The organism is Candidatus Shapirobacteria bacterium, assembly GCA_041659325.1.
Taxonomy (GTDB): Bacteria; Patescibacteriota; Microgenomatia; order UBA12405; family UBA12405; genus JBAZYN01.
This window is the reverse complement of sequence record JBAZYN010000002.1, coordinates 84,328-108,946: the sequence shown is the minus strand read 5'-3', so window position 1 is coordinate 108,946 and position 24,619 is coordinate 84,328. Positions and strand designations below refer to the sequence as shown.

The following is a 24,619-nucleotide window of genomic DNA, read 5'->3' as shown; positions in this document are numbered from 1 at the left end:
ATTATCTTCCTCCACAAGTGCTGTTACCAGCAGATCCACCACCACACCCGCAACCCTTGGCCCCGGAGCCCACCGGTTGAGTATTAACATCGGTTCCGGTTGATCCGGATGCATCCACCACCTCCACCGTGCCGGTCACCATCCCCATCCAGCAGCTGAATTTATAAACCCCGGGCTTAGGAGAAGTAAATTCTTTGGTTGAAACCTGGCCGTCAACCAAATCAATTTGCCCATCAAACAATCCGCGGGAAATAATAGCGTTAGTACAGCCGCTGATATTGTTTGTTGAAACCTCCCATCGGGTGGGGGTATTAGCTCGAAGGCGGATGCGGTTGGGGGTATAACCGCTTGATGAAGCATCAATTTTGACGACCTGGGTGCCGTTAACCAAAGGAGGTAATTCACCCAAAGATTTACCCACCTGGGTAGTTGAGGGGCTAGAAATAAGATCATCTACATTAGATACCCCCAAAACCGAAAGCTGAGTGTTGATATTAAAAGCCGCAAAAAAGAGAACCAGCATTCCGGCAATCAAAGAAAACTGCCTGGCTGATTTAGGATTACTACAGAACTTAACACTGCTTAGACCTATTGCCAATAGACCAGGTACTGTACCCAAAGCAAATATCCCCATAATAAGTGCTCCCTGAAGTGGGTTACCGGAAGCCAATGCCAAAGCTTGGGTAGTAATTGTAAATCCACACGGTAAAAAGAAAGTTAATGCCCCCATTAAAAAAGGCCCGAAGCGGCCACGAAAGTTCGACTCATCCGACAACTTTCCTGTTAAAGATTTTGGCAGGCGGATTTGAAAACGCTGCAAGGCCTTAACCCCGATCATTTGTAGTCCCAACAAAACCATCACCAAAGAAACTGCGATAACCAGCATGGCCGAAAACACTGGTGATAACCGAAAAAAATTACCGGCTGCCCCCAAAATCCCCCCAAAAGCACCATAACCCACAACTCGGCCAAAATTAAAAAGAAAATGAGGCTCAGCCTTTTTTAAAGTTGAATCATTTTGGCTATATATCGAGAGCCATTGCTTACTTAAAGACAAAATTATACCACCCACCAAAGCCGCACAGCTAGAGATTCCGGCCAATAGTCCAAACAAAAAAAAGACGGGCAAAGAAGATTGCCCATTAACTGAAATCAGAGAAGAAAAACCAGTTTTAGACAAGAGTATATAACCAATTATAAAAGCTGCCGCAATAACTATTGGAGTATAGGAATTGGTGGTGGTTTCATTTGGAACAACACATTCGCCGTCAGCCGCCGCTCGCTTTGATTTTTTAAAAGGTATCGACGAAAAACAATATCCATCCTCCTTAAATATTTTATTCAGGTATTCCGGTGTAATTTTGCTATTGGCACGATGCTTAATAACCACCGCTCCCTCAGAAAGGGAAGCGTCAACTGCCTCCACCGAATCTTCTTTGATGATTTTCTTTTCAATCAATATCTCACAGGAGGCGCAATGCATCCCCTGAACGTAGTATGTGGAGGTTTGCAACGAAGTTTTTGATTTTAACATACTACATAGTGTAGTATGTACTAAAAATACTGTCAAGGGGTAAGTTTATTGACAGTGATCCGAAGGCGAAAAGGTGTTGTTTTGGGGGCTTACTACGCTAAGAAGAGGCTGGTTATTGGAAGTCATCAGTATCTCCACACATTTAAGCAAATGCTGGCAATCAAAAAAGATATTTGAGTTTTTTACCATTAATACTCCCGACAACATAACCACCAAAACAAGAGAATAATAGGCCATCGGAATCTTTATAAACTGTTTTTTTTGGCCAACCAATATTTTAATTCTTTCACTTTGGCTGTTAAAATAGCTGACTCCTGCCGCAGCTGGCTCAAAATTTCGGTTTTGAAATTTCAATAAAGCCGAAACCAACGGTAACTTGTTATTTATTTTATTTTCAGAAAACAAGTCGGAAGACACCTCAACCAAAGTCAAATAATTATCAATCAACCAATTTTTTAAAGGAATTATCGGCAAAATAGATTTAACAAAATTAGCCGTAAAAATTTTAAAGGGGTGTAGGTTATTTTTATGATTTACTTCGTGTTGAACTATGGCAGTAATTTCTTCCTGGCTGTGAGTTTTAAAAAGGCCTGAAGAAACAAAAATTTTTGGTTTTAAAAACCCGCAAGTAAAAACAAGACCATCGTCTGATTTGAATTTAAAAAACTGTTCGGTTGACTCAATTATTTCTAAACCTTTAAACAATAAGTGATTAGACGAAATACTCTTTAAAGACTTTATTAATGTTTTGCCGAATCGTACCATCAGCCCTATTAAAAAAATCCCGGGGACAACATTCAGCAAAAACAGTCGGGAGGTGATTAACCCCACAACATTATTGTCGAATTTAATGGCATCCAAGAAAAATATTATCTGCATTATTAGTGCCGGAACAATTTTTTGCGAGGCAGTAATCAATAATGCCGTATACAGCAACCCCGAAAACAAAATCAAAAAAAAGTAAACATTGGAAATAAGGTTTAATCTCTTGTAATTCATTCTTGAGACTCAAGATATTTTTTTAACAAAACCACATCTTCTTTGTTGTTTTTTACCACGTCCACAAAATTTGCAATTGCCGCTTCACCGTAAGAATTCACCAGCCCTCCGATAATCCCCGATAGGTTTTTTTTAATAAATTTTTCTTTGCACGAACACGGCGAGTAGAAATATACTTTTCCCGTCATTTTCCGCACCACAATTCCCTTATCGGCCAATCTTTTTAAAATTGTCATCACTGTAGTGTAGGCATAGCCATTTCCCAATTTACCTAAAACCTCTGCCGGTTTTAACGGTTTTTCTGCTCCCCACAAAACATCCATTACTTTGGTTTGCAGTGAACCAAGCATTTCTGCCCCCTTTTGTTTCATATACTACATAGTGTAGCACTAGATTTTAAAACTGCAACCAAGAGCTATAATTGCTTATGGCAAAAATAAAAATCACCAAAAATGGCCCTTACTTAGTCTCCGACCATTTACCATTAAATCAAGATATTGTTGAATACGACCAAGATGGAATTCCTCTAAAAACCAAAAAAGGAAAAATTATTCCCACCGGGGAAACATATGCCCTTTGCCGCTGTGGACAGTCCCAAAATAAACCTTTTTGTGATGGTTCTCATCATAGCACCAAATTTGACGGCACCGAAAACCCTGAGGCCAAAGAGAAGTATGACAATCAAGCCAATCAAATTACCGGCCCGGATTTAATATTAAAAGATACCGCTTCTCTATGCGCCGGTGCGGGTTTTTGTGATCGGGCTAGTGGTACCTGGAATCTAACCGAAAATTCCGATGACCCGGAATCCAAAAAAACCGCCATCAAAGAAGCTTGTTGTTGCCCCTCCGGCCGCCTGGTTGCCTGTGACCGACAAAACAACAAATCGATCGAACCAAAATTAAAACCTTCCATCGGAATTTCCAGTGGTGGTCCGCTTTGCATCAAGGGGGGAGTCCCCATCGAATCTTCTGATGGTTCCACTTATGAAATCCGCAATCGGGTCACCCTTTGTCGTTGCGGTAAATCAAAAAATAAGCCCTTTTGCGACGGCTCTCACTTCGACTAATTACCTCCTATCTTCTCTTTTCGATCAAAATTATTCTTCCTCTACCGTAAAAACGACATTAACAAAGCTTTTCCCTGCTTGTTCCTTCGTACTATTTTCGCCGATATTAACTGCCACGTTCATCTTCTCTTTGTTAAAGCCAAGCATAATTGCCCCGCTTATATTAACCTCGCTTTCTTTTTCCCATCCCTGCCCCGTTAGCCCTCCAATATATTTTTCCGCAATTACCGCCTGCTCGTCATCTGTGATATAAGAAACAGTGCTACTTTGTCCCGACGAAGAGGACATAATAATTTTGGCATCATTACTTACAATCAATTCTTTGGGAAAATTATCAGGTAACTTAGCCTGCCCTCCGGCTGAATACTGTGTTTGCCCTTCTTCTGTTTTTATGGTAATATCCTCGCCCTGCGAATCAATATCCACCTTTGCCCCTGTTTGTGCCTCGAATGCTCTTTCCGCCATTTCTTCACCGATTTTTTCATTAACCGTTTTTCCCGGGGTACAGCCAGAAAGGGCTGCTACCGACAATATAACCAAACCCAAAACAGTTACTTTTTTCATATCAATTTGTTTAATTACTAACACTAAATTATAAAAGTTAGCGGGTAATAGTCTTTGTTGGTCCTGCCTTGGCCGCTTGTGCCTTATAAAGGCTAAACATCACCAAGCTTGACACCACCACTATCACCAGTAAAAACGCCACCACTATCATTCTGGTTTTTTTATTTTCTTCCATCACCTTATTTTATCCCCCTCATCCCAAAAGTCAAAAACTCAAAAACCGCTATCCCTTGAAATCAGCCACTCTTTGGGCGATGGCCATGCTCACTTTTTTGTCCAAAACACTGGGGAGTATTCTGTCCACTGCCAATTCGTCTTTGCGCAAATAATCTGCCAGTACTTTTGCTGTCGCAATTTTCAGTTCATCGCTAATTAGTTTAATTCTATTATCCAGCACTCCCCGAAACAGTCCCGGGAAAACCAGTACATTATTTATTTGATTGGGAAAGTCACTTCTACCGGTCCCGACAATAAACGCTCCGTTTTTAACTGCCTCATCCGGCATTATTTCCGGAATTGGATTTGCCATCGCAAAAATTATTGGTTTATCCGCCATCGTTCCAATAAACTCCGGCTTCATTATTCCGCCGGTACTTACCCCGATAAATACATCCGCATTTTTTAATACCTCCTCCAGGCTGCCTTCAACATTTTCCGGATTAGTCATTTCCAGCATTTTCATTTTTTCCTCGTTTAAATCACTTCGGTTCTTGGCTATCGCCCCCTTAGAGTCGACCAAAATTATATTTTTAATACCGTATTTAACCAAAAGTTTTGTGGTTGCCATTCCTGCTGCTCCCGCCCCGGCAATAATTACTTTAATATGTTCCGGTTGTTTTCCAACCAGTTTTAAGCTGTTAATTAGTGCCGCCAAAACTACAATGGCCGTTCCGTGCTGATCATCATGGAAAACCGGAATGTCCAATTCCGCTATTAGCCTTTCCTCAATCTCAAAACACCGCGGCGAAGAAATATCCTCCAGATTTATGCCTCCAAAAGTCGGAGCAATTGCTTTTATTGTCTTAATAATTTCTTCTACATCCTGAGTTGCCAAAACAATCGGATATGCGTCTACCTCACCAAACTCTTTAAACAACAGCGCCTTGCCCTCCATTACCGGCAAAGCCCCCAAAGGCCCGATATTACCCAATCCCAATACCGCCGAACCATCCGATATCACTGCGATAGTATTACCCTTTATCGAATATTTACCTGCCTCACTTGGGTTTGCCGCCAAAAAAGAAGACACTGCCGCCACCCCCGGGGTATATGCGACTGCCAAATCATCCTTGGTTTTTATCTCCGGAAACTTGCTTCTAATTTCAATTTTGCCCCCAAACTTCAAATGTTGTTTTAATGCTTCTTCTTTATAGTCCATCGCGGAAATAATTTCTAACATACCCGGCCAAGACCGAGAAGATTAATTCTACCAATTCCCGGGCAATTAAATCCAACTGCCATCTACTTTGGTAATTCTTTTAATTTCCATATTCACATTTTACAGCAAAGAAACGATAAATTTAATCGTCACGACGTTGACCAAAGCAGGTGAGTCCGGGATTTTTCTGTCCTAATAACACTATTTAACAATATTTTTATTTCTATTTATCACAATATGGTCAATATTTATTGAATCAGGTCTTTCCAATATAAAAACAATTATTTTTGCAATTTCATTTGGATCCATAAAGCTTGAAGTATCTTTCTCTTGTCCGTTTTTTGAAAAAAATTCAGTCTTCATTCCCCCCGGATAAAACCCGATTACTTTAATATTATTTTTCTCTGCTTCCATTTCTTTTTTTAACCCTTCACTAAAACCGCTTACTCCGTATTTACTCGCCATATAAACCGATTCGCTCCCGTATCCACCGGTCATTAGCCCTGATGTCGACGACACATTTAATATCGTTCCTGAGTTTTGTGAAATCATTTTCGGCAAAATTAGTTGAGTCATATATATGGTTCCAAGTAAGTTAGTTTTGATGATATCTTCAACATTTTCCGGATCATGCTCCTCGAGCTTTTGGTGAGCGCCTATTCCGGCGCAGTTAATCAATATATCGACCTTATCTATCTTTTTTTCTAGTGCTTTAATTTGTTTATAGTCCCGCAAATCACAAATTAAGTCAGAATTCTTCCTTCCTACTACAATTACCCGACATTTCTTTTTTTTTAATTCTTTTACTATCTGTAACCCTAACCCGGAATTTCCTCCGGTTACAATCGCTGTTTTGTTTTTTAATTCCATAATACTTGATTTTATCAAACCATTTAATTCGTGCGGCGAACCATTCACGCAGTTAAACCTATTTTAACGAACTTTATCCGAGTTGCAACGCTCCCCAAATCATGGTTCCAGCCGCAACAAACCGAACGAAATAAACTTTTAAGGAGTGTTTTTCTAAAAGTGTTGGTTTCCAAATCGAAAGAATAAAAACAATAATCATAGAAATCGGTAGGGAAATAATCACCGAAGACAACCCGACATTGCTTTCATAAGCTTTGAAAGCGGCAAGATCGCCAACTCCACCAATAATGGCCAACACCCCTACTCCCAAGTAATCTTTAGTTTTAGTCCGTCGTAAGTCATGTTTGAATTTTGGATAAAGAAAGACAAAGGAAAAAATGACAGCCATAATGCTTATCCAAAGTATCGCCGTCCAATAAGTGGTTTGGTCTATGGCGCGGTTAATAAATATCGATTGGATGGAAAGAACCAACATAAAAAAGAGGCCCAAACCAATATTTTTAGCAAAAAATGACTTAATGGAAAACTTTTCATCCATTGAAGAAAAAAATCCTGCAATAAAAATAACAATGATTATACTCAATGATTTCAATGAAAAAGTCTCTCCCAAAACGAGAAACCCAAGCAGAGCTGTACTGTCAACCCGTAAATTGAAGAGTGGAGACATAACCGAAATATCTAAAACTTTTAGTGCGGACAAGTAAAGAGCATTTCCGAGCGCCAGGAACATAGCGGCAAGTAGAATATAGGTCCAGTTAGAAGGGATTCTTCCGCCGTAGATATAAGATACAATCGCCATAACAACACCACTAAAAAAGGTGACAAAAAATGAGAATTGATAAGTGTTTTTAAGTTTATATTCACCGATTAACTTGGCGACAATAGAATAAAAACCATAAGCGATAGCGGCAACCCAAGCAAAAAATATTGACGACACATTCAAATTATACCAGTCAAAACTACTCTGTTTGCCCCCTTTTAGCCCTATAACCGAGATTGCTTTCTTTTAAGAAATACAAACCCACCTATTCCGAAAACTACCAGACCGGCTATCGGTAGAGTGTAGTTTTTCCCGTCGGATTTATCAACTGTATTTTCAGTCAAAGTCGATCCAATGTCAGTGTTCTTGTTTGTCTCCGCTGTCGGCTTGTTACTTTCCCACAAAGCACTTTCACTTGCCACATCAAATGTCTTTATTTCTCCAAGCCCGGCACTGGTAGCCGACAGCATTTCCCCCGGATTGACCGATTTTTCATCATTTGTGACTTTAGACTTAAAAGCCACCCCCCCCTCAATCACCTTCAGAGTTGACATATTTTCTCTTTCTTCCAGCACAAAAGTCGTCCCCTTAATTCCCGCCACCGCCTGACCCATATGGACCTCCATCGTCCCGTCTTTCACCATTTTTTTAACATTCGCCCATATATTCCCGGCCAAAAGTTTTAATTTAGAATCTTTTTCCGGAGGAGTGTCCAAAACTATTTCTGACTCCGGCTTCATTTCAAAAGTGGTCATATCAGGGAAAGATATTACCGCCTTGCTGTTTTCTCCTGTTTTAATATGACAATCAACATATAGAACCCTGCCCATTTTCAGTACATCCCATGCCTCAAGGTCGGGAGGGCAGGCGATTTCTACCTGGCCTGATACATCAGACATTCTTATTCCCGAATCTCTGGGCGGTTCTCCAGCCTCCTGTTTTTCCTCTTCCGCCTGTACCACCCATTCACTAGTTCCAAACTCTACTTTCTTTACCCAAGGAACATTATTAGAAGAATTATTATCCACATGCTTGTCATTTGCCTCAGAGACGGACTCGCCCGATAGTTTTCCCTCAAAAGACAGTACTACCTGATTATCGATAACTGTTCCCTTGGCCGTGCCCACAAAAACAGAAGTACCACTACCCACCCGTATTCCGTTACCTGTTTTTCTTTCATAGGAGTTTTCATTGCTTTGAGTGAAATTTGCACTGATGACACCGGTTTCCTTGTCATAGTTCCCCTTCAAACTAAGCTCCATTTTGCCGACAAAGTGCTGACTACCGCTCTCCAAATCGATTGGTCTGGTATTAAAAAAATTAATTTCTCCGTCTTTTACCGGGACAATGATTGATGCAAAAAAAGTCTTATCGATTCTTTCAAACGGGTCAGCCTCGTCCGTCATCCGGATTTTGCCCCCCGCCAAAACAAAATTACCCTGTGGGTGATCAACCGCATGTACGGAGTTAGCAACCAGTACAGATAGCACGCTCAAAATTATCAACACCAATTTCTTCATATCCTCAAAAGCCATTGTATCAAATTAAACAATCAATTTTGAAGCCTCACCGAAAGTTACCACAGCCCTGATAATATATGAATCTATTTTTTGCTTCCCAAAAGTGAAACTATCTCCTCTGCCACCTCCTCTGCCGATTTATTTTCAGTTTGAACTTTAACCTCAAACTTTGGTGACCGATGAGATTTTAAACATTTATCCACTCTCTCGTGTACCCACTTAGTCACTTCCAAAGAATCATTTCTATTGCTATGCCTTTTTAGGATGGTTTCCCTGTCGGCCACCAGGCAGAAATGATAAACATATTTGTCTATAGCTTTTAAGCCAGAAACAATTTCATCAATGTACATTTCATTCCAAACACACAGAGGCATTATTAAATTTTTGTTGTACTCTTGCTTAAGGAGTTCAGCTGTTTTTACCGTAAGTATTCGCCAGGCCGGTAAATCTTGAAAATCTTCAGGAAAGCCCATTGGTTTGCCTATCTTTCGGAGCATATACCCCACCTCTTCCGCATCATACAAGAGACTGTTGGGGATCTTTTTTGCCAGAAGTTCGGCAACCGATGATTTACCAACCCCAAAAGAACCATTAATAAATACGATCATCGCCATTATTATACTAAAACCAACAGATCCTCTTCTTTTCTACAGCTAGAACTTTCTCCGCTCAATCAAATTATCTACTCTTTCCTTTATCACCCTAAACGAGTCTTCTGTTATTTTAATTTTTTCTAAATGTTCTTTTATGTTTCCATCAAGGTCAGCAATCTCCCAAATTTCAAAATTATCCGAATTAAATCCAAAATTTTCAACACAATATTGGTAGTACTTATTATCAAAAAATATGGTTAGGTCAGCCGAGTCAAGTAAAACCTTTGAGGTTTGCGCCCAATTAGATTTTTGAAAGGGCACTAGTTTATAGACTTCATAAAGTCTCTGCGTTAACCAAGAAATTGGTCGATTATTATTTTCGGACGCGCTTATGCCTGAGGAGATAACTGAGACATTGGGTAATTTTTTTGAGTTAAGATATGCCTCAGCCAATCGACTTCTGTAAATATTTCCCAAACATACGAAATGAATTATCATTAGATTATTATATCAGTGTGGCGAACCATCGATTTATAGTGAACCTGTTGAATTACGTAATTAAAACCTATTTAATGAGTTCAACTTTGGTAGCAACTCCTTGTAATATCTGATTTTTTCTAATTTTGTCATCGCTGCATATCTTGGAGAAGATGAAGGCAATGTCACAAAATTAATTTGAGGGAACTTTATTTTTATTTCTTTGAAATTATTCTTAAACAATTTTTCCGCCATCCGACTGGAAAAAAAGATCGTTTCTATATTGTTTTCCGTAATAATCTTATTTATAACTTTTACATTAAAAACCATATTGATCAAATTATTATCAGCGTTCGTATTTTCGCTTCGCTCACATTGAAGAATAATGTCAGTTATCGCCATTTTTAGCTCTGTAAATAGATTTTCCTTTTCTTTTTTGTTTGTCAATTTGATCCCGTAAACTTCTGTCATTATTATCCAAAATTGGTTTCTTTTCGATGTAAAAAACCAATCATATGATGGGTCATCTACTTTGGCTGTAAAAGTTCCCAAAAACAAAAACTGACAATTCTTAGGCACAAAGCTTCCAAACGGATGAGTTTCAACCATGGCTAATTATATCTTGTCGGTCTACTTATCATCCAACCCGTAAACACATTTTTACGGTGATATACTTCACTCGTCATGAAATGCTATTGGTTAATTTTTACTAGCACACTTCAAAGAGCACTGATTTATCGGGCTAGAATTTTTACATACGCTTTCATCAACACTTCTACTCCTCTGGTCATGATTGCTATCTGGAGTAAATATTATGCTTCCGGTGGAAAAGTTAGAGGATTCACTTATCAGGAATTACTCGGCTACTATATTGTTACCGTGATAGTTACCCTTATTAGTTCCCGGGTCCAAGTCAATGTTACTGATGATATAAAAGATGGCGAATTATCTAATTTTGTAATCAAACCTTTTAATTATTTTGCTTATCGTTTATCTTGGGAGATAGCCTGGCACACCGTTAAGTTATTGGTTTTTGCTGTTCCTCTCATATTAATTCTATTGATCGCCAAAGTTGATATTAAACTAGCCCCGGATATCTTAACTATCTTATTAGGTCTTGTTGCTGTCATCGGCTCTTATTTTCTCAGTTTTACCATGTCGATATTAATTGGAACACTGGCTTTTCATCTTACTGAGACAACTGGCATAAGCAACTTATCGGATATGATTAGAATTCTCTTTACCGGTTCCGCTTTCCCTTTAACATTTTTTCCATTAGTTGTTCGTCAGATCATTGACTTTACTCCACTTAAATACACTATCTATTTTCCAGTCCAGGTATTAATTGGAAAATATGCTCTCCCCGATATCTTAATTGGACTGGGCATTCAACTACTTTGGACCATTATTCTGTTTTTTCTTTATAACCTAAATTGGCAAGCAGGTATAAAAAAGTTTTCCGGAGTCGGGCTATGATTAAGCAGTTTTTAAAAGACGGTAAAACCCACCTAAAAATATTTCTTTCATTAGCCAAACACTCGATCCAAAGAGACATGGCCTATCGTTTGGACTTTATTAGTAACTTAGTTTCCAGTGTTGGATGGGTCAATTATTCTCTGGTTTTAATCTTAGTCTTAAACTCAGTTACTGGCGGTTTTGGCGGCTGGGACAAAAGCCAAATGTTGTTACTTATTGGTTCCTGGATGATTAATAACGGTCTGGCTTACTTTTTCTTTTATCGCAACATGAAACAGGTGGTAAATGATGTTCACAAAGGTGACCTTGATTATGTGCTTATTAAACCACTAGACAGTCAATTCTTCGTTTCTTTCCGCCGGGTTATTCTCAATGCTATGTGCGGGGTGATTGAAGGTTTCATTGTTGTTATCTATGCCTTGACCGCTATGAATGTTGCTCCATCACCTTTTGATGTTATAAAATATTTTATCCTCACCGCTGTTAGTTTATCCCTTTATTATTCCATTTGGTTCTTTGCCGCCTCTCTAAGTATTCACTTTATTCTTGCTGACAATTTATTTTATGCGGTACCCGATTTGGCTGAAGTTTCCAAATTTCCTGGTAGTGCTTATCCAAAAAATTTGGAATACGTCTTTTCTTCACTTATACCCATAATTTTGTTTACCACTTTTCCTGCCGAAGCTATCATGGGCCAACAATCTACTCTTAAATTTTTCTATGCCATCGTTGTTGGAATAATCTTTTTCTGTTTCACGCGGTGGTTCTGGTTTTGGTCGCTTAAACGTTATACTAGTGCCAGCTCATAACTATGCCAACTATTAAAGTAAATCATTTAGTCAAAACCTATCGAACCGACAAAAAGGAACCCGGTTTAATTGGCTCATTAAAGTCCTTTATCAAGAAAAAAACAGTTTCGGTCGAGGCCGTTAAAGATGTTTCATTCGAAATTGAAAAAGGTGAGTTGGTTGGTTTTATTGGTCCCAATGGGGCCGGCAAAACCACCACCCTTAAAGTCTTAAGCGGTTTACTTTATCCAACATCAGGACAAATCTCAATCTTGGGCTACACCCCCTGGGAAAGAAAACGGGATTACTTAAAAAGGATGAGTTTAGTTATGGGTCAGAAAAATCAACTTTGGTGGGATCTTCCTGCCCAAGAAACTTTTCAGCTTAATAAAGAAATCTATCAGGTTCCTTCTGATTCTTTTAACAAGACACTAAATCGTTTATTAGATATGCTCGAGTTTCGCCACCTCATGGACATCCCGGTTCGAAAATTGTCATTGGGTGAAAGAATGAAAGCCGAATTGATCGCCGCTCTGATTCATTCTCCTGAAGTTTTATTTTTAGATGAACCCACTATTGGGTTGGATGTCGTTATGCAGGAACGTATTCGTAGTTTTGTAAAAGATTTTAATCAGGAATTTAAATCAACTATTATCCTGACTTCTCACTATATGGAAGATGTTAAAGCCCTGTGTAAACGGGTGATTATGATCAATAAAGGCCAGATTGTTTTTGATGGCTGTCTAAAAGATCTGGTTAAAAAATATACTTATCATAAAACTTTTGAAATTACCTTAGAAAAACAAGTTTCAAGAAAAGAGCTCGAGCTGATCGGGGAAGTAAAAGAACTAAACTACCCTCGAGCTATTATCCAAGTTCCAAAGGAACTCGCTAAACAAAAAGCCATCGAAATTTACTCACATCTTCCGGTTGAAGATCTAAACATTAAGGAACCCGATTTGGCTGATGTAGTCAGAGCCTATTTTATGGCTTCATCGACTATTAAAACACTTTTCCCTTCCGGTCCAAACACCGCTTCGTGAACTTGTAGTTTGTTAATACTGGATTGCTTTCCGACCAATCGTTCTCGATATTCATTTACGATTTGTTGACATACGTCTAAATCCCTAATCCGGGCTATTGTCACATGTGGTTCATAGCGATCAAGAACATAGATATGGCCATATTCTTTTAACTTTTTCTGTTCATCCTTCTCCAATGTTTGGACAAAACTTTGATTTCGGTATTTTTCTCTTACCAACCCCTCCCGTAGGGGATTGAACAAATCCAGGGACTGGCAATGATAATCATATATCTGTTTATTGTCATTGAACTTAATCATAACTAATCCTGATTGATTGAAAAACAAATTCTCAATGGTCACGTCAACTTTACTCAAACTTTTCAGAAATTTTTTTGAGATTTCAATAATTTTTCGCTCATTCTTTTTGGGAGCGGCAAATAGGTAAAGTGGATGGTGAAGAAAATATCGTTGGTCATCTACAAACCAGTCTGAACCATACTTATCTCTGATTTCAAGTGAAATTTCCACTATGTCATCATGCAACGGATTCTCAATATTGAAAACGACATTTACAACAATGGTGTCATCCATGGCCAATTATACCTTGCCGACAACACGGGCGAAAAGTGTGAAACGATGCTCGAACCTTTTTTTGTTAAAAGCGAGGTGTACAATTAACTTAATTATGTGGCTTTTTTTTGCTTTACTTTCCGGTTTACTTTACACGGGGTCTAATTTAATCACAAGGCATATCCTCAAAAAAGATAATAACGATGCTTGGGCTTTTTCTTTCTTTTTTAGCGCGGTGGGGACCCTGGTTAGCTTGCCTTTTATGCTACTTCAGCCAAGATTTGGCACTCAGTTTCAATCATGGCTGATCATATTGGTGGTAGGGATTCTGATTGTGATACAAAATTTGCTAAATTTTGTTTCCTCAAAATATATTTCCCCATCAGTGGGTGGATCAATTACAAAGTTTAGGCTGGTATGGGTAATGCTACTGGGGATTATTATCCTTCATGAATCTTCCAATTTGTTTAAGATTATGGGAACTTTATTGACGGTAATATCGGGAGTTATTATTATGAAAAAGTTTTTGAAACCAAAAGATATGCGAGGTGTGGCATACGCTTTTGGGGCCACAATATTTTATGCAACGGTTATTATTTTATACAAATTTTTATTTTCTTCATTCAACTCTCAGAGTCTGACGTTTTTTATTTTTTTTATACCAATGGTAATAAATTTACTGATTATGCCAAATTCAATCAAAAGGATTGGTACACTGGCCAAAGGTAATTTTAAGATGGTATTTGTAGGTTGTGCCCTGGGCGGACTAGCAAATCTGGCAATGAATCAGGGGTTATCCTTGGGAGAAGCCAGTAAAGTGTTGGTGATAATTGAGAGCTTCCTCGTGATTACATTAATAGGTGAGCATTTTTTATTGAACGAACGTGAGAATCTCGTTACAAAGATAATCGCGGTTATCTCTGCAACTGTCGGCGCCATATTGATTAGAATAAGTTAACTAAAAAATCCCTAAGACCCCGGGGGGTTGATTGAGCGGCGAACCATTGACTTGTAGTGAGCCTGCCGAACTACATAATTAGAACCTATTTTATTTTGAAAACACCCCTTCAAATGTTTTAATAATAAATCCGGAAGGGGATATAATTTCTATCACCCTATGGTCGTTAAGTTTTAAAGTGTTGAAAATACTTTTTAACTCATCAATCGTATAGTGTTTCACTATTCTGCTTACCAAATCATTAGCCAGTGCTTGTTTTAATTTAGCCTCAGTGTTAATTTTTTCAGCAAGTTCCTTATCCTTAAAAACATATACACAATGAGGCTCGTCAATAAATTTGGATGCTAAAAGATATCTTCGTCGGTAGCTTTCTGAAACCAAAGGTTCAAGAATCCACACTTTCCCTGTCGGTTTCAATATTCTATTAATCTCCACTCCCAATTCTCTCCACGATTCTTTGTGAATGTTAGTTAATGTGAATCGAAATATTGCCAAATCAAAATATGCCCCATCAAAATTTGTTCCCTGAGTAATATCTTGAAGCGAATATCGAACTTTTGAGTTTCTTGTCATATTCGCCCGGACTATGTTCTCGGCAAGATCTATCGCTTCAACCTCATGGCCCTGTACTGCAAGTTGTTCCGCCAAGGCTCCGTCACCCGTGCCTATATCTAAAATTGGCCCATGGATATTATCTAGTAAGGTTGTTGGCGGTAAATTTGGCACGGAAGGAATTTCTCCTGTCTTATATTTTTGCCAATATTTTTTATTTTCTTGGTTAAGTTTTATCATTTGTCTTACTGCAGCAAACCAATGACTTGCTGTTAGTCAGCGAAACTACGCTGTTAGAACCTATTATATTAACAATATATCGTAAGTTTGGATTTATAATAAATCCACATGATACTAAGCGGCAACCAAATTAATAAATTACTGGATAGTGGAGAATTAAAGATTCAGCCGACCCCGCAAGTCAAAGAAGCATCTATAAAAATTCATTTTTCAGAAACATTTGTTCTTAAACCCAAAGAGTTCCGGATAACAAATTCAAAAGAGAAAGTTTCATTACCTGCCCATATCGCTGGGTTTTACGATGGTTGCGCCAAAATATCAAAACAGGGAATGATGACCCACCTGGGAAGCATGTTTATCGACCCGGGGTTTGAGGGCACTATTACTCTGGAAATGTTTAATGCTTCCGACAATGAGATTTCCATCAACGAAAACGACCGGGCGGGCCATATTGTTTTTATGGAAGTCAAGCCTTAAGACGGTATAATTTTTACGGCAGATTCTTCAATTTTAATTTATCCACATACCAATATCTATTTTTTCGCCAATTATTTGTTCAAAATAACTAGCCCCGATTGCAATTCCGACAGATGTCAAAAATAAGTGTTTGAGATTTGATTTCTCCCACAACTCTAACAATTCTTTGCCGGTGTTTGTTTCGTCGACTATTTTCTTTTTTATTTCTATGCTATTTTTTATATGACCCTCATAAATAGTTACTAATTTTTTTGCAAGCTCCTTGTCAATTTTCATCTCTTTTAAATAGGCTTCTACCTCGATTTTATTTATAAATCTGATAAGATATTTGTCTTCTTTCGGGTCCAAAGTAACTAGTTCCTTTTTGATTTCATCTTTAAGACCAAGGCGGTCAATTTGCCGTTTCTCAATTAAATTTAAAAACAAAAATGAGTACCGCTTTCGGTAACTATTCAGGATATCCGAACTCCCAATTCCAATACTTCCGCACCCCGCATATTCAATGTGTTGAAATTCTATTTCTGTATCCTTAAAATCCAAAAATGGCTTTATGTGTGAGTCTAAATAATTATTATATGCTTCCCAAGAAACTATTCTCCCGTCTAATGTATAGTTCAATAAATAGCACAGGGTAATAATTTTTAGTTGATTTGTCGTCAGTTTGCCGATGGTAGCAATTGCCTCATTAAAAACAATTCTTTTCAAGTCATCATCGTCGTTGTTTATTCTTTGAATAATTAACGATGACAAATTGTTGTGTAATTCCAAAGAAGACGACCGGCTTGCAGAAATTGATGCAGTTTTAGAAATATATTGAAAGTCGGGAGAATCAATAATCTTTTTTAAATCATTATTTTGTTTTATTATTTTTCCTAGGTTTTCTGAAAGAGTCCGAAAGTATGATTTTTGATTTTTTTCTATTTGTCTTTTTGTTTGATCTGGTAGTTCGTTAAAAACAGAGCTCATAAGTTGCTTGGCTACCTCTTCAATCGAAAAGAGGGCAACTTTGTGGTTATTAACAGTAATATCTCTACCGGCTTGTAGATTTGTCGACTCATCACCTGATTTTTGGTTACTTATCTTTGCCATATTTGTTTACTGTAATATTCTCGCCCTGAATATTCTTACTATTTTTGCCCCCTTTTTGATTGAATGTTTTGTTGCCAACTGAAATATTACCTCCCGTCTTGATATCTCCACCAACACTTATGTATGGATTTTTTCTATCATTTCTCCCAAAAAGCCATTTGAAAAGTCCTGAAATCCAGGCGATTACCAATGTCATAAGAAAAAGAATTACGGCAACTAATCCTTGATTATTGTTCAGCCAGTCTATCTGTTCCTTATTTATCATTTTTGACTACTTTATTTTTATAAAACAACTTCACTAATGTTCTGTTACCGGGTCTCAAAAAACGTCTATAATTCATGGCCAATTATACAATGTCCGGCATTAAGCAGATTTATCCGCCGAAGCGTGCTTCAGCGAGCGTAGGCGAGCAACCATTGACGCAAGTTAGAACCTGTTTTATACAACTGTCAGCTGCTAATGTGGCCCAACTATTTCTTTAGTCATTTCCGGCAGTGACCTAAAATGTGACCATGCAGTATCAAACATCTCTGCTCCGTGCTTCCCCCATTTGATATATTCTGGAATTTCCACAGGTGACACGAACCTTACCTCATCGATCTCCGCATTTTCTGAGGAAGGTATTCGTTCCCGTCTCTCACCTGCTCTACAAAATGCGCATAGTTGAAAATATGGGCTTTCCACTGCTGACAATTTTTGGACCTTAAAAGCACCGAGTAGCTGAATCTCTGCGGGCACAATACCAGTTTCCTCTATGGCTTCTCTGGTTACTGTAGCCTCGAGTGATTCATTTTCCTCACTTCCTCCTCCGGGAAACCGCCATTCATCGTTCTCGTGTTGTATCAAAACATTACCAAAGTTGTCAAAACATATAATATGGACTAAAGTTCGGGGTTCAAACAAATGTTCATTCCCACCCTCTATCCATTGATATAAATATCTTTTCCCTCTCCACTCAACCATCTCCGGTTGACCGGAACTAGTTTCTTTCATTTAGATATAGCAGTGATGGCAAGCTATCCAACACCAAATATTTTAACCCCTTTTTATCTAGAAGATGTTTTCTGTCCATTAATATACATTCGACTCTCAATACCTTACAAAATGCATTAAGGTTATCTATTGCATCATCTATAAAATAGACCTTACCTTTTATGCCTATTTTTTGTAATACTTTGTTATAAAAACCAGTATCACTTTTGACAAAACCGACCTCGTCGGAGATAAAATACCCTTTACAAAATTGGTTTAAACCTAGCAAATCCAAAGTATTCCGCCTACTCGGTCTACCATCCGATAGGATGTAAATTTGACTATCTTTCGCATAATGCGTCAGAGCATCACCTACTTCAGGGAAAAAACTATGGGTAAGTGTTTGGTACTTATCAGTTGCAATTTTTTCACCTATAAATTCCCCATTAGGAATGTCTAACTCTTTAGTCAAAAAGCGACTAAAGTGTTTAGTTGTAAATTCCAGTTCGGCTTTAAAGTCCTTAAAGCTCAAAGACCTATCGTAAAATTGGCTGATCCTTAGATAGCCTTTATATTTTTTGCTAATTAATCCGGGATCAAGTTCTGCATATTTGCTTATTATCTTTAAATCACTCTCAAATTCTGAAATATTACGATAGCCCAAAGTTTCCGCAAAATCCAAAAACAGTGTATTCATTATTCACTTGTAGATAAAAAGTTTTCGATAATTTCAGAATTTTCTCTGAATTCCTGTCTTAACTTATTTAAATCACCTCGTCTGGTTGGGTGATCGATATGATACACGCCACAAGCCAATACCGGTACTATAAACGCGCCTGCAGCGACGGCTACCATACCCAAAAAAGTATCTTCTAGCCCATATCCAATTAGCTTATTATCAAAACCACCTATTGCCCGAAAGAAGCTGTTGGGTATAGAAAAGTTGTGGCCAATTACCATCGATGGTAAATCGTAGTTACCTATTCTCCTGCCATAGCTTAAAGTTTTAAAATAATTAGTCTCAGATAATATTGAAAAAATGTCTCCTCTCTCCATATAATTACTGGGGTAATAGCCCATAGTGTCCTTATCAATGTATTTAGTCACTCGTAGATCGTTTTGATAATTTGGCAAAAGCACACCTTGCTGGATGGCCTCATAAGATATTCTTGGGTCATCGAAATTTACGTTTTCTTTAAAGCTTACCAGGACGGACTTGTTGAACAATTTATGTCTGATTAGGTGTTCATATAAATAGTTTGGAGTCAACACCACATCCCCGTCAACGAACAATAGGATGTCATTTGAAGCCACAGAAGCACCCACATTCCTCGCTTGAGCACTACCGGTATTTTTTTCTTTTCTAATTATTATCGGTCGATGCAACAATTCACCCTGGACTTGAATTAATTGTTCTGTAATTGGTTTTTTCGAACAATCGTCTACAATTATTACTTCGTAGTTAATTTCATGGTCCTGTCTTTCAAGGGACTTTAGGGTTTTCAAGACTGACTCACTCAGATTATAAGCGGGAATTATTACAGAAACAGAAGGTAGCCTTTGGATAAAATTTACTGGAGACGGATTCGGATCACATATTTCATGGCCAGTAATTAATTTAAAAAATTCCGCTAGTCCGGAGTAATCATTTGAAACAGAGCATATCTGATAATAATAGGAGGTGTTGGTTGTTTGACCAAGACTCAAGTTTGTTTCTTTGCAGAAACTAATAATTTTGTCATTTAACACCCCCATTTCATCGATAATCTGTTCTGTGGCAATATTTGCTGTCTTCTCCACCAAGTCCGAATACCCCAATTTGTTTTTTAGTATTTTGTCTAAAACTTTAGATTTATATTTAGCTATCCCCAATAACGAAATCTCAAATTGATGTTTGGAAATTAAAGTGTCACCCAGGTAAACCAATTTAAAATTCTCCTCATCTACAAAAGTCATCTCTATTACGTTGCTTATAGCCGCTTTTTTTAGCCCCATTGTCGACAACATACCAATGACCAAGCCAATATACTTCGACTTCATTTTGGCTTCTCTATATGTTTCCATTGATTTCGCTTTTATCTTTTGACCCAAAAATACATCATTTTCATCACATCTTAATCGCACATCGTTATCAAAATACAGAGTTAAAACCCTTTTTGTTCTGGGGAAGCCGAATTCACTGGCTAAGTCTTTTAGCAATCCTTTTACCTGTTCATTATCACTGAAAGGACAAATATCTCTGATTATTTGGTCAGTACCGTCTTGGGTTCTCATATGTATAAAGCTTTAATATTTCTATCATTACCATACAAATCTTTGTATTGATCTATGTTTAGCTCCAAATATTGATAATTATCCTTGGAAAAGAAGTGTTTAGGGAAAAATTTATTGTCTGTTTCCAAATCTATTGCACTTTTCCATAGACATCGTTTAATACCTTCATATCCAGTATATTCTTTCTGTTTAACTCTTATATCTGTAATATACATACTTGGTTCACACTCAAAGAAATACTCAAAAGTTCGATCAAATGGAGTTAGCGTCTCTTTGACAAAAATAATCTTTTTGGGAATACACTTTTCGACATTTAGTTCCTCCGCCACTTCCCGTTTGATCGCTGTAACTAGTGATTCTCCTGGATCGGCATGTCCCCCGGGAAACAATAAATAAGTATTACCCGATGCATTTATTTGTTCTACCACCAAGTATTGGTTTTCGAGCCTAAACACCGCTCTAACCACGGTTACTATTTTTGTATTACTGTTCATATTCCAACCATTTAGCAAATATCGGAATGGATGCCCTCATTTTATCAATTTCTTTAGGAGGATACAATAATTCTATTGCCCTAATAGTGCCTTCTCTGTCGTCTGGGACATGCACCAAATTAGCAGCAAAAAGTTCTATGCCAATTCTTCTAGTCGTATCGGGATCTAACTTACCGGCCTTCCAGTCGTCCATGCTTTCTTCACCAATAGGAGCATTCTGGCAAAAATTTCCCCTTATCCCGCTGCCAGTCCTAATACTACCTTTAATTCTATTCAATGATTCGGGCGCATTTCTCGCCGCTACCAGCACCACGTAGACATCGCCACCACTAAAATGATCTTGGATATATTTTAAATATTGTTCATTTCTTTCTTCTGGATATAGCTTCCGCACCTCCCCTGGCTTTACTTTTTTCAGGCAAAAAGCAAACAGCCCTACTGTTTGCCCCGTGGATTCTTCCAGTTCTCTTTCAATATATTCCATAATAGGCAAATCAAGAAGTGACTTGGTGGCATCCGGTTTAAACAAGACCATCCCAATACAATTCCCTATCTCCTCTGGCGATAAAGACGGTTCACAGAATCTTTTCATATCACTAAACCGGTTAGAAAAATCATCGGGTCTTATTTCCATAATTCTAGCTTTTTAATGTATTTTATTATACTTTCGTCTGATCCCTGAATAGAGTAGCACGGAATGTTTGTTGTCAGTCTCCGCACGTATTGGATCCGTCTATCAGCGTTTTTTTGAGTATCCAAAGATGGCACGGACACACTGCCATTCTTTACTCTCCTGGATATGGCTCTGATCTTCCTCCCCAACTCTTCGTACAGGTGCCATTCAAATTTTTCTGCGGTCCACTTCTCGGCACTTTCTATTGCGCCGTCAATTGCAAAACCATAGACAAATAATCCCAGAGGGAGGGGAGTGGCAAAGTTGCACTCAACCTTATAATAGGAATCAGAGTTAATGCTTGTTCTTTTCTCTCTCCAGTATGCTTTGTCAAGAAATTGAAAAGCAATACCCCCCATCGCTTCCATTGTATTTAGATCTATCAGCGTTTTTTCATCAGAGTAAAAATCTCCTCCCTGTTTAGTCAACTCTTGAGCCAGTCTTGTTTTACCCATACCTGACGCTCCGCCCCAAAAGACTACTACTCGGTTTTTGAATACCGCCGCCGCCGAATGAATACAATATACACATCTTTCTTGTCTGGCTCGCTCAAGTGCTAATTCAACTAGAGAAATGATATCTTTTTCCGACAAGTCCCTTGCTCCAATAATTATTTTTGGATAACTATCGAATTGAAAAAAAATATCCTTATCCACAAAGTGTATAGCCGCATCAGCTGCCTCACCTGTAAGAATTTTTAACCCAGGGATATATTTTTGTATAAATGAATTGCCTAGCACCCGTTCCCTTAAATCTCCATTATCAAAAACGATTTTTAACGTTACCCCTCCGGAATAAACTAATGATGAAAACTTGTCACCTAGCATTTTCAAAATATTTCTCTAATTCTCTGGATTTGTTTTCCCAATTCCAAGCCTCGGCTTTCTTTCTTGCTTCTTTACCCAATCTTTTGGCAAAGCTTGTATTACTTAGTATCTTCTCTATTTCTGATGCTAAAGACATCGAGTCTTGTGGTTCCGCTAACAATCCGTTCACGGTGTGGGTTATGAACTCAGGCATACTACAGCTATTTGTAGTTACTGTCGGTACTCCGCAAGCAGCAGCCTCTAGCATTGTTGTTAATACGCCTTCTCTATCAAAAGACGGAGCCGCCAGTAATTTAGAGCGGTTATACAGCTCAAGAACCTGATTCTGTGGTACGTATCCTACAAAATCAATATACTTTAATAATTGCAGTTTCTTCATTTGTTCTTCTAGCTCTTCTCTCTGGTTACCTTTTCCGGCAATGACAACCTTGGGTGAATAGTTTTTGCCAACCAAGATTTTTATCGCCTCAATCAGATAACTTACTCCTTTGACCGGAACTAATCTTCCGAAATATAGAACATCTATATCTTTGATGATATCTATCGGATGGAAATAAGAAGTATCAACACCGTTGGTAAAGACATCGTATTCCAATCCTCCTACCAAGTTTGACCACTTTTCCCCAATGTACTTTGAAACGGATATATATTTTACGTTTGGAAATGAATACCAAACCTTATCAAAATATTCTGCTTCAGCCGGCACACCATGTAAAAACATAACTGTCGGATAACGAATATTGGCAGCCAGAATATCCACGCGGTAATGTACGTTTAATATATCAAAATCATTTTTTTCAAAATAAGATTGAGCCAATCTCCCCGCGTGTACTGCTTCGTAGTCCCATCTCAATTGGTTGGTCCCTGGTTTTTCGTTATAAATCCATTTTAAGGCACGAGGAATATCAAGGTACACTGTTTTGATGGCAGAATTTAACTTTAAAAAATCTCTGAAATATTCAGAATCACCCTCCGGGTGGCGGGCCGTGACAATGGTTACTTCGTGATTATGTTTAGCAAAATACTTTGCCATCTCTAAAGGTACGACTTCGCCGCCGCCAACATAATAACTAATTCTTGGTTGATAAATAGCTATTTTCATATCAAATTTAAAATTAACGCGCTGATTTGCGCTCTTCCGGTCGGGCTAGAAGCCCAACTGACATACTTGTCAAAATCATTAATATCTACCAGCCTCCGTTCGAAGATTTCTGGGTTAGGAGTAAATGCTGGTAGTTCATCTAATATTATTACATATCTCAGCTGAATACTAACTTTTCCCTCAAGGCCTGGATTTCCCGGGTCTTCTACTTTCATCCAACCTATTAGTTTGGATTGAAAATTCTTTTCAATACCTACCTCCTCATACAACTCTCTTTTCAGTGCCTGTTCACATGTTTCATGATCTTCCGGATGTCCGCCCGGTATACCCCAACCCCTCTTATTTTTCACCAGTATTAACTTTTTTATATAGATACAATAAGCACTTACCTGACTAACTTTTAGAGATGGATCTGGCAAACCCAAAAACCAACTTAATTGAATCTTTCTACCATCGAAGACGAAGAATTCTGTAACTTTAGGCTCTATATTCTTCATTTACTCGGCTCCATTAATACTATTTTAAACCCACCAACAAAATTTGCTACTGCTTTTTTTGAAAACCATCCAAGCGGCAAGAATAACACTCTCAAGACTTCGTATAACATCTTTGATCTTCTTGGTAAGGGAATGTAGCCCGATTTAATAATTCTAAAACCAGCACCCTTGTAGATTTCTAGTAGTTGTCTTTCATTGTAGTGGTGAATATGTCCATATTTTCTTTCGCTTTCTTTCCATGAGTCACTTATTCCTAGTTTCCGAATCACTTGGTTATCTAAAAAGGAATCCTCCATCGGTACTTTAATCAGCACCTTTTTTCCCAGTCGGTGAATTATTTTTAGTAATTCCACGTCATCGCTTATGTGTTCTAGAATATCGACACCAACCACAAGGTCAAATCTGGTTTTGGAATGATATGTAAGAATATCCTCGCATATCCACTCTATCCGTTTCATTTTATCGCGCTCTCTGGCAGCCAGAATCATTGTTTGTGATATGTCTACGCCTACCACTTTAGTAGGCTTAAGATAATCTTTTAAAATTTCTGTTATTCCACCAGACCCGCAACCAATATCTAATAAAGAATTAATTTTAATTGGTCCTAAAAAATCCAATATTTGTTTAGCTTTCAGCTGCGCCTGCTCTAGGTGTAAGCTAGGGTGCTTATGTATATATTCCTCTTGGTAATCCATCTTGCCCGCATATTATAAACCAAAAACAGCAAGATACTTATGTAATTGATTACAAAACCAAACTATATCTGACTTTTTCTCCTTCATTAGGTTCCGCATAGACAAAATATCAACTCAACCGGGCAACCATTTACGCAGTTAGAACC

The 24,619-nt window shown here is 38.1% G+C and carries 31 protein-coding genes; 6 read left to right on the top strand and 25 right to left on the bottom strand.

Features of this window, described 5'->3' with window-relative positions:
* Position 1: 1 nt before the first annotated feature.
* From WC841_03765 to WC841_03755, 3 genes are read right to left on the bottom strand one after another with little or no spacing between them, the layout of a single operon-like run.
* Positions 2-1,534: a sulfite exporter TauE/SafE family protein gene (locus WC841_03765; GenBank protein MFA5828443.1), complete on the bottom strand. Its 1,533-nt coding sequence runs from the start codon at positions 1,532-1,534 to the stop codon at positions 2-4.
* 45 nt (positions 1,535-1,579) lie between these two features.
* Positions 1,580-2,533 carry a M56 family metallopeptidase gene (locus tag WC841_03760; GenBank protein MFA5828442.1) on the bottom strand — a complete coding sequence of 318 codons (954 nt, stop codon included), beginning with the start codon at positions 2,531-2,533 and terminating at the stop codon, positions 1,580-1,582.
* Complete coding sequence (locus WC841_03755; GenBank protein ID MFA5828441.1) at positions 2,530-2,904, bottom strand: BlaI/MecI/CopY family transcriptional regulator; 375 nt, start codon at positions 2,902-2,904, stop codon at positions 2,530-2,532. The genes WC841_03760 and WC841_03755 overlap by 4 nt, the downstream gene beginning before the upstream one ends.
* A gap of 56 nt (positions 2,905-2,960) precedes the next feature.
* Here WC841_03755 and WC841_03750 point away from each other — a divergent pair, with 56 nt between their 5' ends.
* Entirely contained in the window at positions 2,961-3,602 is a 642-nt protein-coding gene (locus WC841_03750) for a CDGSH iron-sulfur domain-containing protein (protein MFA5828440.1), read from the top strand.
* Between the two features lie 30 nt (positions 3,603-3,632).
* Here the strand turns inward: WC841_03750 and WC841_03745 are convergent, their stop codons facing one another.
* The 9 genes from WC841_03745 to WC841_03705 form a co-directional block, all read right to left on the bottom strand.
* Positions 3,633-4,166, bottom strand: coding sequence for a hypothetical protein (locus tag WC841_03745; protein ID MFA5828439.1), 534 nt, complete (start codon positions 4,164-4,166; stop codon positions 3,633-3,635).
* Between the two features lie 37 nt (positions 4,167-4,203).
* Positions 4,204-4,341: a hypothetical protein gene (locus WC841_03740; GenBank protein ID MFA5828438.1), complete on the bottom strand. Its 138-nt coding sequence runs from the start codon at positions 4,339-4,341 to the stop codon at positions 4,204-4,206.
* A gap of 48 nt (positions 4,342-4,389) precedes the next feature.
* On the bottom strand, positions 4,390-5,544 hold the full coding sequence (locus WC841_03735; GenBank protein ID MFA5828437.1) for an NADP-dependent malic enzyme: 1,155 nt from the start codon (positions 5,542-5,544) through the stop codon (positions 4,390-4,392).
* A gap of 201 nt (positions 5,545-5,745) precedes the next feature.
* Positions 5,746-6,414, bottom strand: a complete 669-nt coding sequence (locus WC841_03730) for an SDR family NAD(P)-dependent oxidoreductase (GenBank protein ID MFA5828436.1) — start codon at positions 6,412-6,414, stop codon at positions 5,746-5,748.
* 73 nt (positions 6,415-6,487) lie between these two features.
* Positions 6,488-7,351: an EamA family transporter gene (locus WC841_03725; protein MFA5828435.1), complete on the bottom strand. Its 864-nt coding sequence runs from the start codon at positions 7,349-7,351 to the stop codon at positions 6,488-6,490.
* Positions 7,352-7,398: 47 nt separating this feature from the next.
* Positions 7,399-8,694 (bottom strand): FecR family protein, encoded by a 1,296-nt coding sequence (locus tag WC841_03720; GenBank protein MFA5828434.1) that lies wholly within the window; start codon positions 8,692-8,694, stop codon positions 7,399-7,401.
* 83 nt (positions 8,695-8,777) lie between these two features.
* Positions 8,778-9,302 carry an AAA family ATPase gene (locus WC841_03715; GenBank protein ID MFA5828433.1) on the bottom strand — a complete coding sequence of 175 codons (525 nt, stop codon included), beginning with the start codon at positions 9,300-9,302 and terminating at the stop codon, positions 8,778-8,780.
* 45 nt (positions 9,303-9,347) lie between these two features.
* Positions 9,348-9,785, bottom strand: a complete 438-nt coding sequence (locus WC841_03710; GenBank protein MFA5828432.1) for a hypothetical protein — start codon at positions 9,783-9,785, stop codon at positions 9,348-9,350.
* Between the two features lie 60 nt (positions 9,786-9,845).
* Positions 9,846-10,373, bottom strand: a complete 528-nt coding sequence (locus tag WC841_03705; GenBank protein ID MFA5828431.1) for a hypothetical protein — start codon at positions 10,371-10,373, stop codon at positions 9,846-9,848.
* Positions 10,374-10,448: 75 nt separating this feature from the next.
* Here WC841_03705 and WC841_03700 point away from each other — a divergent pair, with 75 nt between their 5' ends.
* The 3 genes from WC841_03700 to WC841_03690 are packed head-to-tail and all read left to right on the top strand — an operon-like array spanning position 10,449 to position 13,071.
* Positions 10,449-11,240 carry an ABC-2 family transporter protein gene (locus tag WC841_03700; protein MFA5828430.1) on the top strand — a complete coding sequence of 264 codons (792 nt, stop codon included), beginning with the start codon at positions 10,449-10,451 and terminating at the stop codon, positions 11,238-11,240.
* Complete coding sequence (locus tag WC841_03695) at positions 11,198-12,049, top strand: ABC-2 family transporter protein (protein ID MFA5828429.1); 852 nt, start codon at positions 11,198-11,200, stop codon at positions 12,047-12,049. Before WC841_03700 ends, WC841_03695 begins: the two co-directional genes overlap by 43 nt.
* A gap of 2 nt (positions 12,050-12,051) precedes the next feature.
* Positions 12,052-13,071 carry an ABC transporter ATP-binding protein gene (locus WC841_03690; protein MFA5828428.1) on the top strand — a complete coding sequence of 340 codons (1,020 nt, stop codon included), beginning with the start codon at positions 12,052-12,054 and terminating at the stop codon, positions 13,069-13,071.
* Here the strand turns inward: WC841_03690 and WC841_03685 are convergent.
* Positions 13,008-13,643, bottom strand: a complete 636-nt coding sequence (locus WC841_03685; GenBank protein ID MFA5828427.1) for a DUF1045 domain-containing protein — start codon at positions 13,641-13,643, stop codon at positions 13,008-13,010. The genes WC841_03690 and WC841_03685 overlap by 64 nt on opposite strands.
* 94 nt (positions 13,644-13,737) lie before the next feature.
* Between WC841_03685 and WC841_03680 the strand changes: the two genes are divergently transcribed.
* Positions 13,738-14,580, top strand: a complete 843-nt coding sequence (locus WC841_03680) for a DMT family transporter (protein ID MFA5828426.1) — start codon at positions 13,738-13,740, stop codon at positions 14,578-14,580.
* Positions 14,581-14,670: 90 nt separating this feature from the next.
* Here WC841_03680 and WC841_03675 read toward each other — a convergent pair whose 3' ends face one another.
* Positions 14,671-15,372 (bottom strand): class I SAM-dependent methyltransferase, encoded by a 702-nt coding sequence (locus tag WC841_03675; protein MFA5828425.1) that lies wholly within the window; start codon positions 15,370-15,372, stop codon positions 14,671-14,673.
* 108 nt (positions 15,373-15,480) lie between these two features.
* Here WC841_03675 and WC841_03670 point away from each other — a divergent pair, with 108 nt between their 5' ends.
* Entirely contained in the window at positions 15,481-15,849 is a 369-nt protein-coding gene (locus WC841_03670; GenBank protein MFA5828424.1) for a hypothetical protein, read from the top strand.
* A 33-nt stretch (positions 15,850-15,882) separates the two neighbouring features.
* Here WC841_03670 and WC841_03665 read toward each other — a convergent pair whose 3' ends face one another.
* The 11 genes from WC841_03665 to WC841_03615 form a co-directional block, all read right to left on the bottom strand.
* Positions 15,883-16,938: an LPO_1073/Vpar_1526 family protein gene (locus tag WC841_03665; protein ID MFA5828423.1), complete on the bottom strand. Its 1,056-nt coding sequence runs from the start codon at positions 16,936-16,938 to the stop codon at positions 15,883-15,885.
* Complete coding sequence (locus WC841_03660; GenBank protein ID MFA5828422.1) at positions 16,922-17,203, bottom strand: hypothetical protein; 282 nt, start codon at positions 17,201-17,203, stop codon at positions 16,922-16,924. The genes WC841_03665 and WC841_03660 overlap by 17 nt, the downstream gene beginning before the upstream one ends.
* A 192-nt stretch (positions 17,204-17,395) precedes the next feature.
* Positions 17,396-17,932, bottom strand: a complete 537-nt coding sequence (locus tag WC841_03655; protein ID MFA5828421.1) for an NUDIX hydrolase — start codon at positions 17,930-17,932, stop codon at positions 17,396-17,398.
* On the bottom strand, positions 17,919-18,608 hold the full coding sequence (locus WC841_03650) for an HAD family hydrolase (protein ID MFA5828420.1): 690 nt from the start codon (positions 18,606-18,608) through the stop codon (positions 17,919-17,921). Before WC841_03650 ends, WC841_03655 begins: the two co-directional genes overlap by 14 nt.
* Positions 18,608-20,185: a glycosyltransferase family 2 protein gene (locus tag WC841_03645; protein ID MFA5828419.1), complete on the bottom strand. Its 1,578-nt coding sequence runs from the start codon at positions 20,183-20,185 to the stop codon at positions 18,608-18,610. Before WC841_03645 ends, WC841_03650 begins: the two co-directional genes overlap by 1 nt.
* Positions 20,182-20,679, bottom strand: coding sequence for an NUDIX hydrolase (locus WC841_03640; protein ID MFA5828418.1), 498 nt, complete (start codon positions 20,677-20,679; stop codon positions 20,182-20,184). Before WC841_03640 ends, WC841_03645 begins: the two co-directional genes overlap by 4 nt.
* Complete coding sequence (locus tag WC841_03635) at positions 20,669-21,313, bottom strand: hypothetical protein (GenBank protein MFA5828417.1); 645 nt, start codon at positions 21,311-21,313, stop codon at positions 20,669-20,671. Before WC841_03635 ends, WC841_03640 begins: the two co-directional genes overlap by 11 nt.
* Complete coding sequence (locus WC841_03630) at positions 21,304-22,179, bottom strand: hypothetical protein (protein MFA5828416.1); 876 nt, start codon at positions 22,177-22,179, stop codon at positions 21,304-21,306. Before WC841_03630 ends, WC841_03635 begins: the two co-directional genes overlap by 10 nt.
* On the bottom strand, positions 22,169-23,281 hold the full coding sequence (locus tag WC841_03625) for a glycosyltransferase family 4 protein (GenBank protein ID MFA5828415.1): 1,113 nt from the start codon (positions 23,279-23,281) through the stop codon (positions 22,169-22,171). The genes WC841_03630 and WC841_03625 overlap by 11 nt, the downstream gene beginning before the upstream one ends.
* The gene (locus WC841_03620) at positions 23,278-23,778 is read right to left on the bottom strand and encodes an NUDIX domain-containing protein (protein ID MFA5828414.1); all 501 of its coding nucleotides are present in this window, start codon (positions 23,776-23,778) and stop codon (positions 23,278-23,280) included. The genes WC841_03625 and WC841_03620 overlap by 4 nt, the downstream gene beginning before the upstream one ends.
* Positions 23,775-24,473, bottom strand: coding sequence for a class I SAM-dependent methyltransferase (locus tag WC841_03615; protein ID MFA5828413.1), 699 nt, complete (start codon positions 24,471-24,473; stop codon positions 23,775-23,777). The genes WC841_03620 and WC841_03615 overlap by 4 nt, the downstream gene beginning before the upstream one ends.
* Positions 24,474-24,619: the final 146 nt, after the last annotated feature.

Coding starts and splice junctions, on each gene's coding strand:
- WC841_03765 (MFA5828443.1), bottom strand. CDS start 1,534: ATGTTAAAATCAAAAACTTCGTTGCAAACCTCCACATACTACGTTCAG.
- WC841_03760 (MFA5828442.1), bottom strand. CDS start 2,533: ATGAATTACAAGAGATTAAACCTTATTTCCAATGTTTACTTTTTTTTG.
- WC841_03755 (MFA5828441.1), bottom strand. CDS start 2,904: ATGAAACAAAAGGGGGCAGAAATGCTTGGTTCACTGCAAACCAAAGTA.
- WC841_03750 (MFA5828440.1), top strand. CDS start 2,961: ATGGCAAAAATAAAAATCACCAAAAATGGCCCTTACTTAGTCTCCGAC.
- WC841_03745 (MFA5828439.1), bottom strand. CDS start 4,166: ATGAAAAAAGTAACTGTTTTGGGTTTGGTTATATTGTCGGTAGCAGCC.
- WC841_03740 (MFA5828438.1), bottom strand. CDS start 4,341: ATGGAAGAAAATAAAAAAACCAGAATGATAGTGGTGGCGTTTTTACTG.
- WC841_03735 (MFA5828437.1), bottom strand. CDS start 5,544: ATGGACTATAAAGAAGAAGCATTAAAACAACATTTGAAGTTTGGGGGC.
- WC841_03730 (MFA5828436.1), bottom strand. CDS start 6,414: ATGGAATTAAAAAACAAAACAGCGATTGTAACCGGAGGAAATTCCGGG.
- WC841_03720 (MFA5828434.1), bottom strand. CDS start 8,694: ATGAAGAAATTGGTGTTGATAATTTTGAGCGTGCTATCTGTACTGGTT.
- WC841_03715 (MFA5828433.1), bottom strand. CDS start 9,302: ATGATCGTATTTATTAATGGTTCTTTTGGGGTTGGTAAATCATCGGTT.
- WC841_03710 (MFA5828432.1), bottom strand. CDS start 9,785: ATGATAATTCATTTCGTATGTTTGGGAAATATTTACAGAAGTCGATTG.
- WC841_03705 (MFA5828431.1), bottom strand. CDS start 10,373: ATGGTTGAAACTCATCCGTTTGGAAGCTTTGTGCCTAAGAATTGTCAG.
- WC841_03700 (MFA5828430.1), top strand. CDS start 10,449: ATGAAATGCTATTGGTTAATTTTTACTAGCACACTTCAAAGAGCACTG.
- WC841_03690 (MFA5828428.1), top strand. CDS start 12,052: ATGCCAACTATTAAAGTAAATCATTTAGTCAAAACCTATCGAACCGAC.
- WC841_03685 (MFA5828427.1), bottom strand. CDS start 13,643: ATGGATGACACCATTGTTGTAAATGTCGTTTTCAATATTGAGAATCCG.
- WC841_03680 (MFA5828426.1), top strand. CDS start 13,738: ATGTGGCTTTTTTTTGCTTTACTTTCCGGTTTACTTTACACGGGGTCT.
- WC841_03675 (MFA5828425.1), bottom strand. CDS start 15,372: ATGATAAAACTTAACCAAGAAAATAAAAAATATTGGCAAAAATATAAG.
- WC841_03670 (MFA5828424.1), top strand. CDS start 15,481: ATGATACTAAGCGGCAACCAAATTAATAAATTACTGGATAGTGGAGAA.
- WC841_03665 (MFA5828423.1), bottom strand. CDS start 16,938: ATGGCAAAGATAAGTAACCAAAAATCAGGTGATGAGTCGACAAATCTA.
- WC841_03660 (MFA5828422.1), bottom strand. CDS start 17,203: ATGATAAATAAGGAACAGATAGACTGGCTGAACAATAATCAAGGATTA.
- WC841_03655 (MFA5828421.1), bottom strand. CDS start 17,932: ATGAAAGAAACTAGTTCCGGTCAACCGGAGATGGTTGAGTGGAGAGGG.
- WC841_03650 (MFA5828420.1), bottom strand. CDS start 18,608: ATGAATACACTGTTTTTGGATTTTGCGGAAACTTTGGGCTATCGTAAT.
- WC841_03645 (MFA5828419.1), bottom strand. CDS start 20,185: ATGAGAACCCAAGACGGTACTGACCAAATAATCAGAGATATTTGTCCT.
- WC841_03640 (MFA5828418.1), bottom strand. CDS start 20,679: ATGAACAGTAATACAAAAATAGTAACCGTGGTTAGAGCGGTGTTTAGG.
- WC841_03635 (MFA5828417.1), bottom strand. CDS start 21,313: ATGGAAATAAGACCCGATGATTTTTCTAACCGGTTTAGTGATATGAAA.
- WC841_03630 (MFA5828416.1), bottom strand. CDS start 22,179: ATGCTAGGTGACAAGTTTTCATCATTAGTTTATTCCGGAGGGGTAACG.
- WC841_03625 (MFA5828415.1), bottom strand. CDS start 23,281: ATGAAAATAGCTATTTATCAACCAAGAATTAGTTATTATGTTGGCGGC.
- WC841_03620 (MFA5828414.1), bottom strand. CDS start 23,778: ATGAAGAATATAGAGCCTAAAGTTACAGAATTCTTCGTCTTCGATGGT.
- WC841_03615 (MFA5828413.1), bottom strand. CDS start 24,473: ATGGATTACCAAGAGGAATATATACATAAGCACCCTAGCTTACACCTA.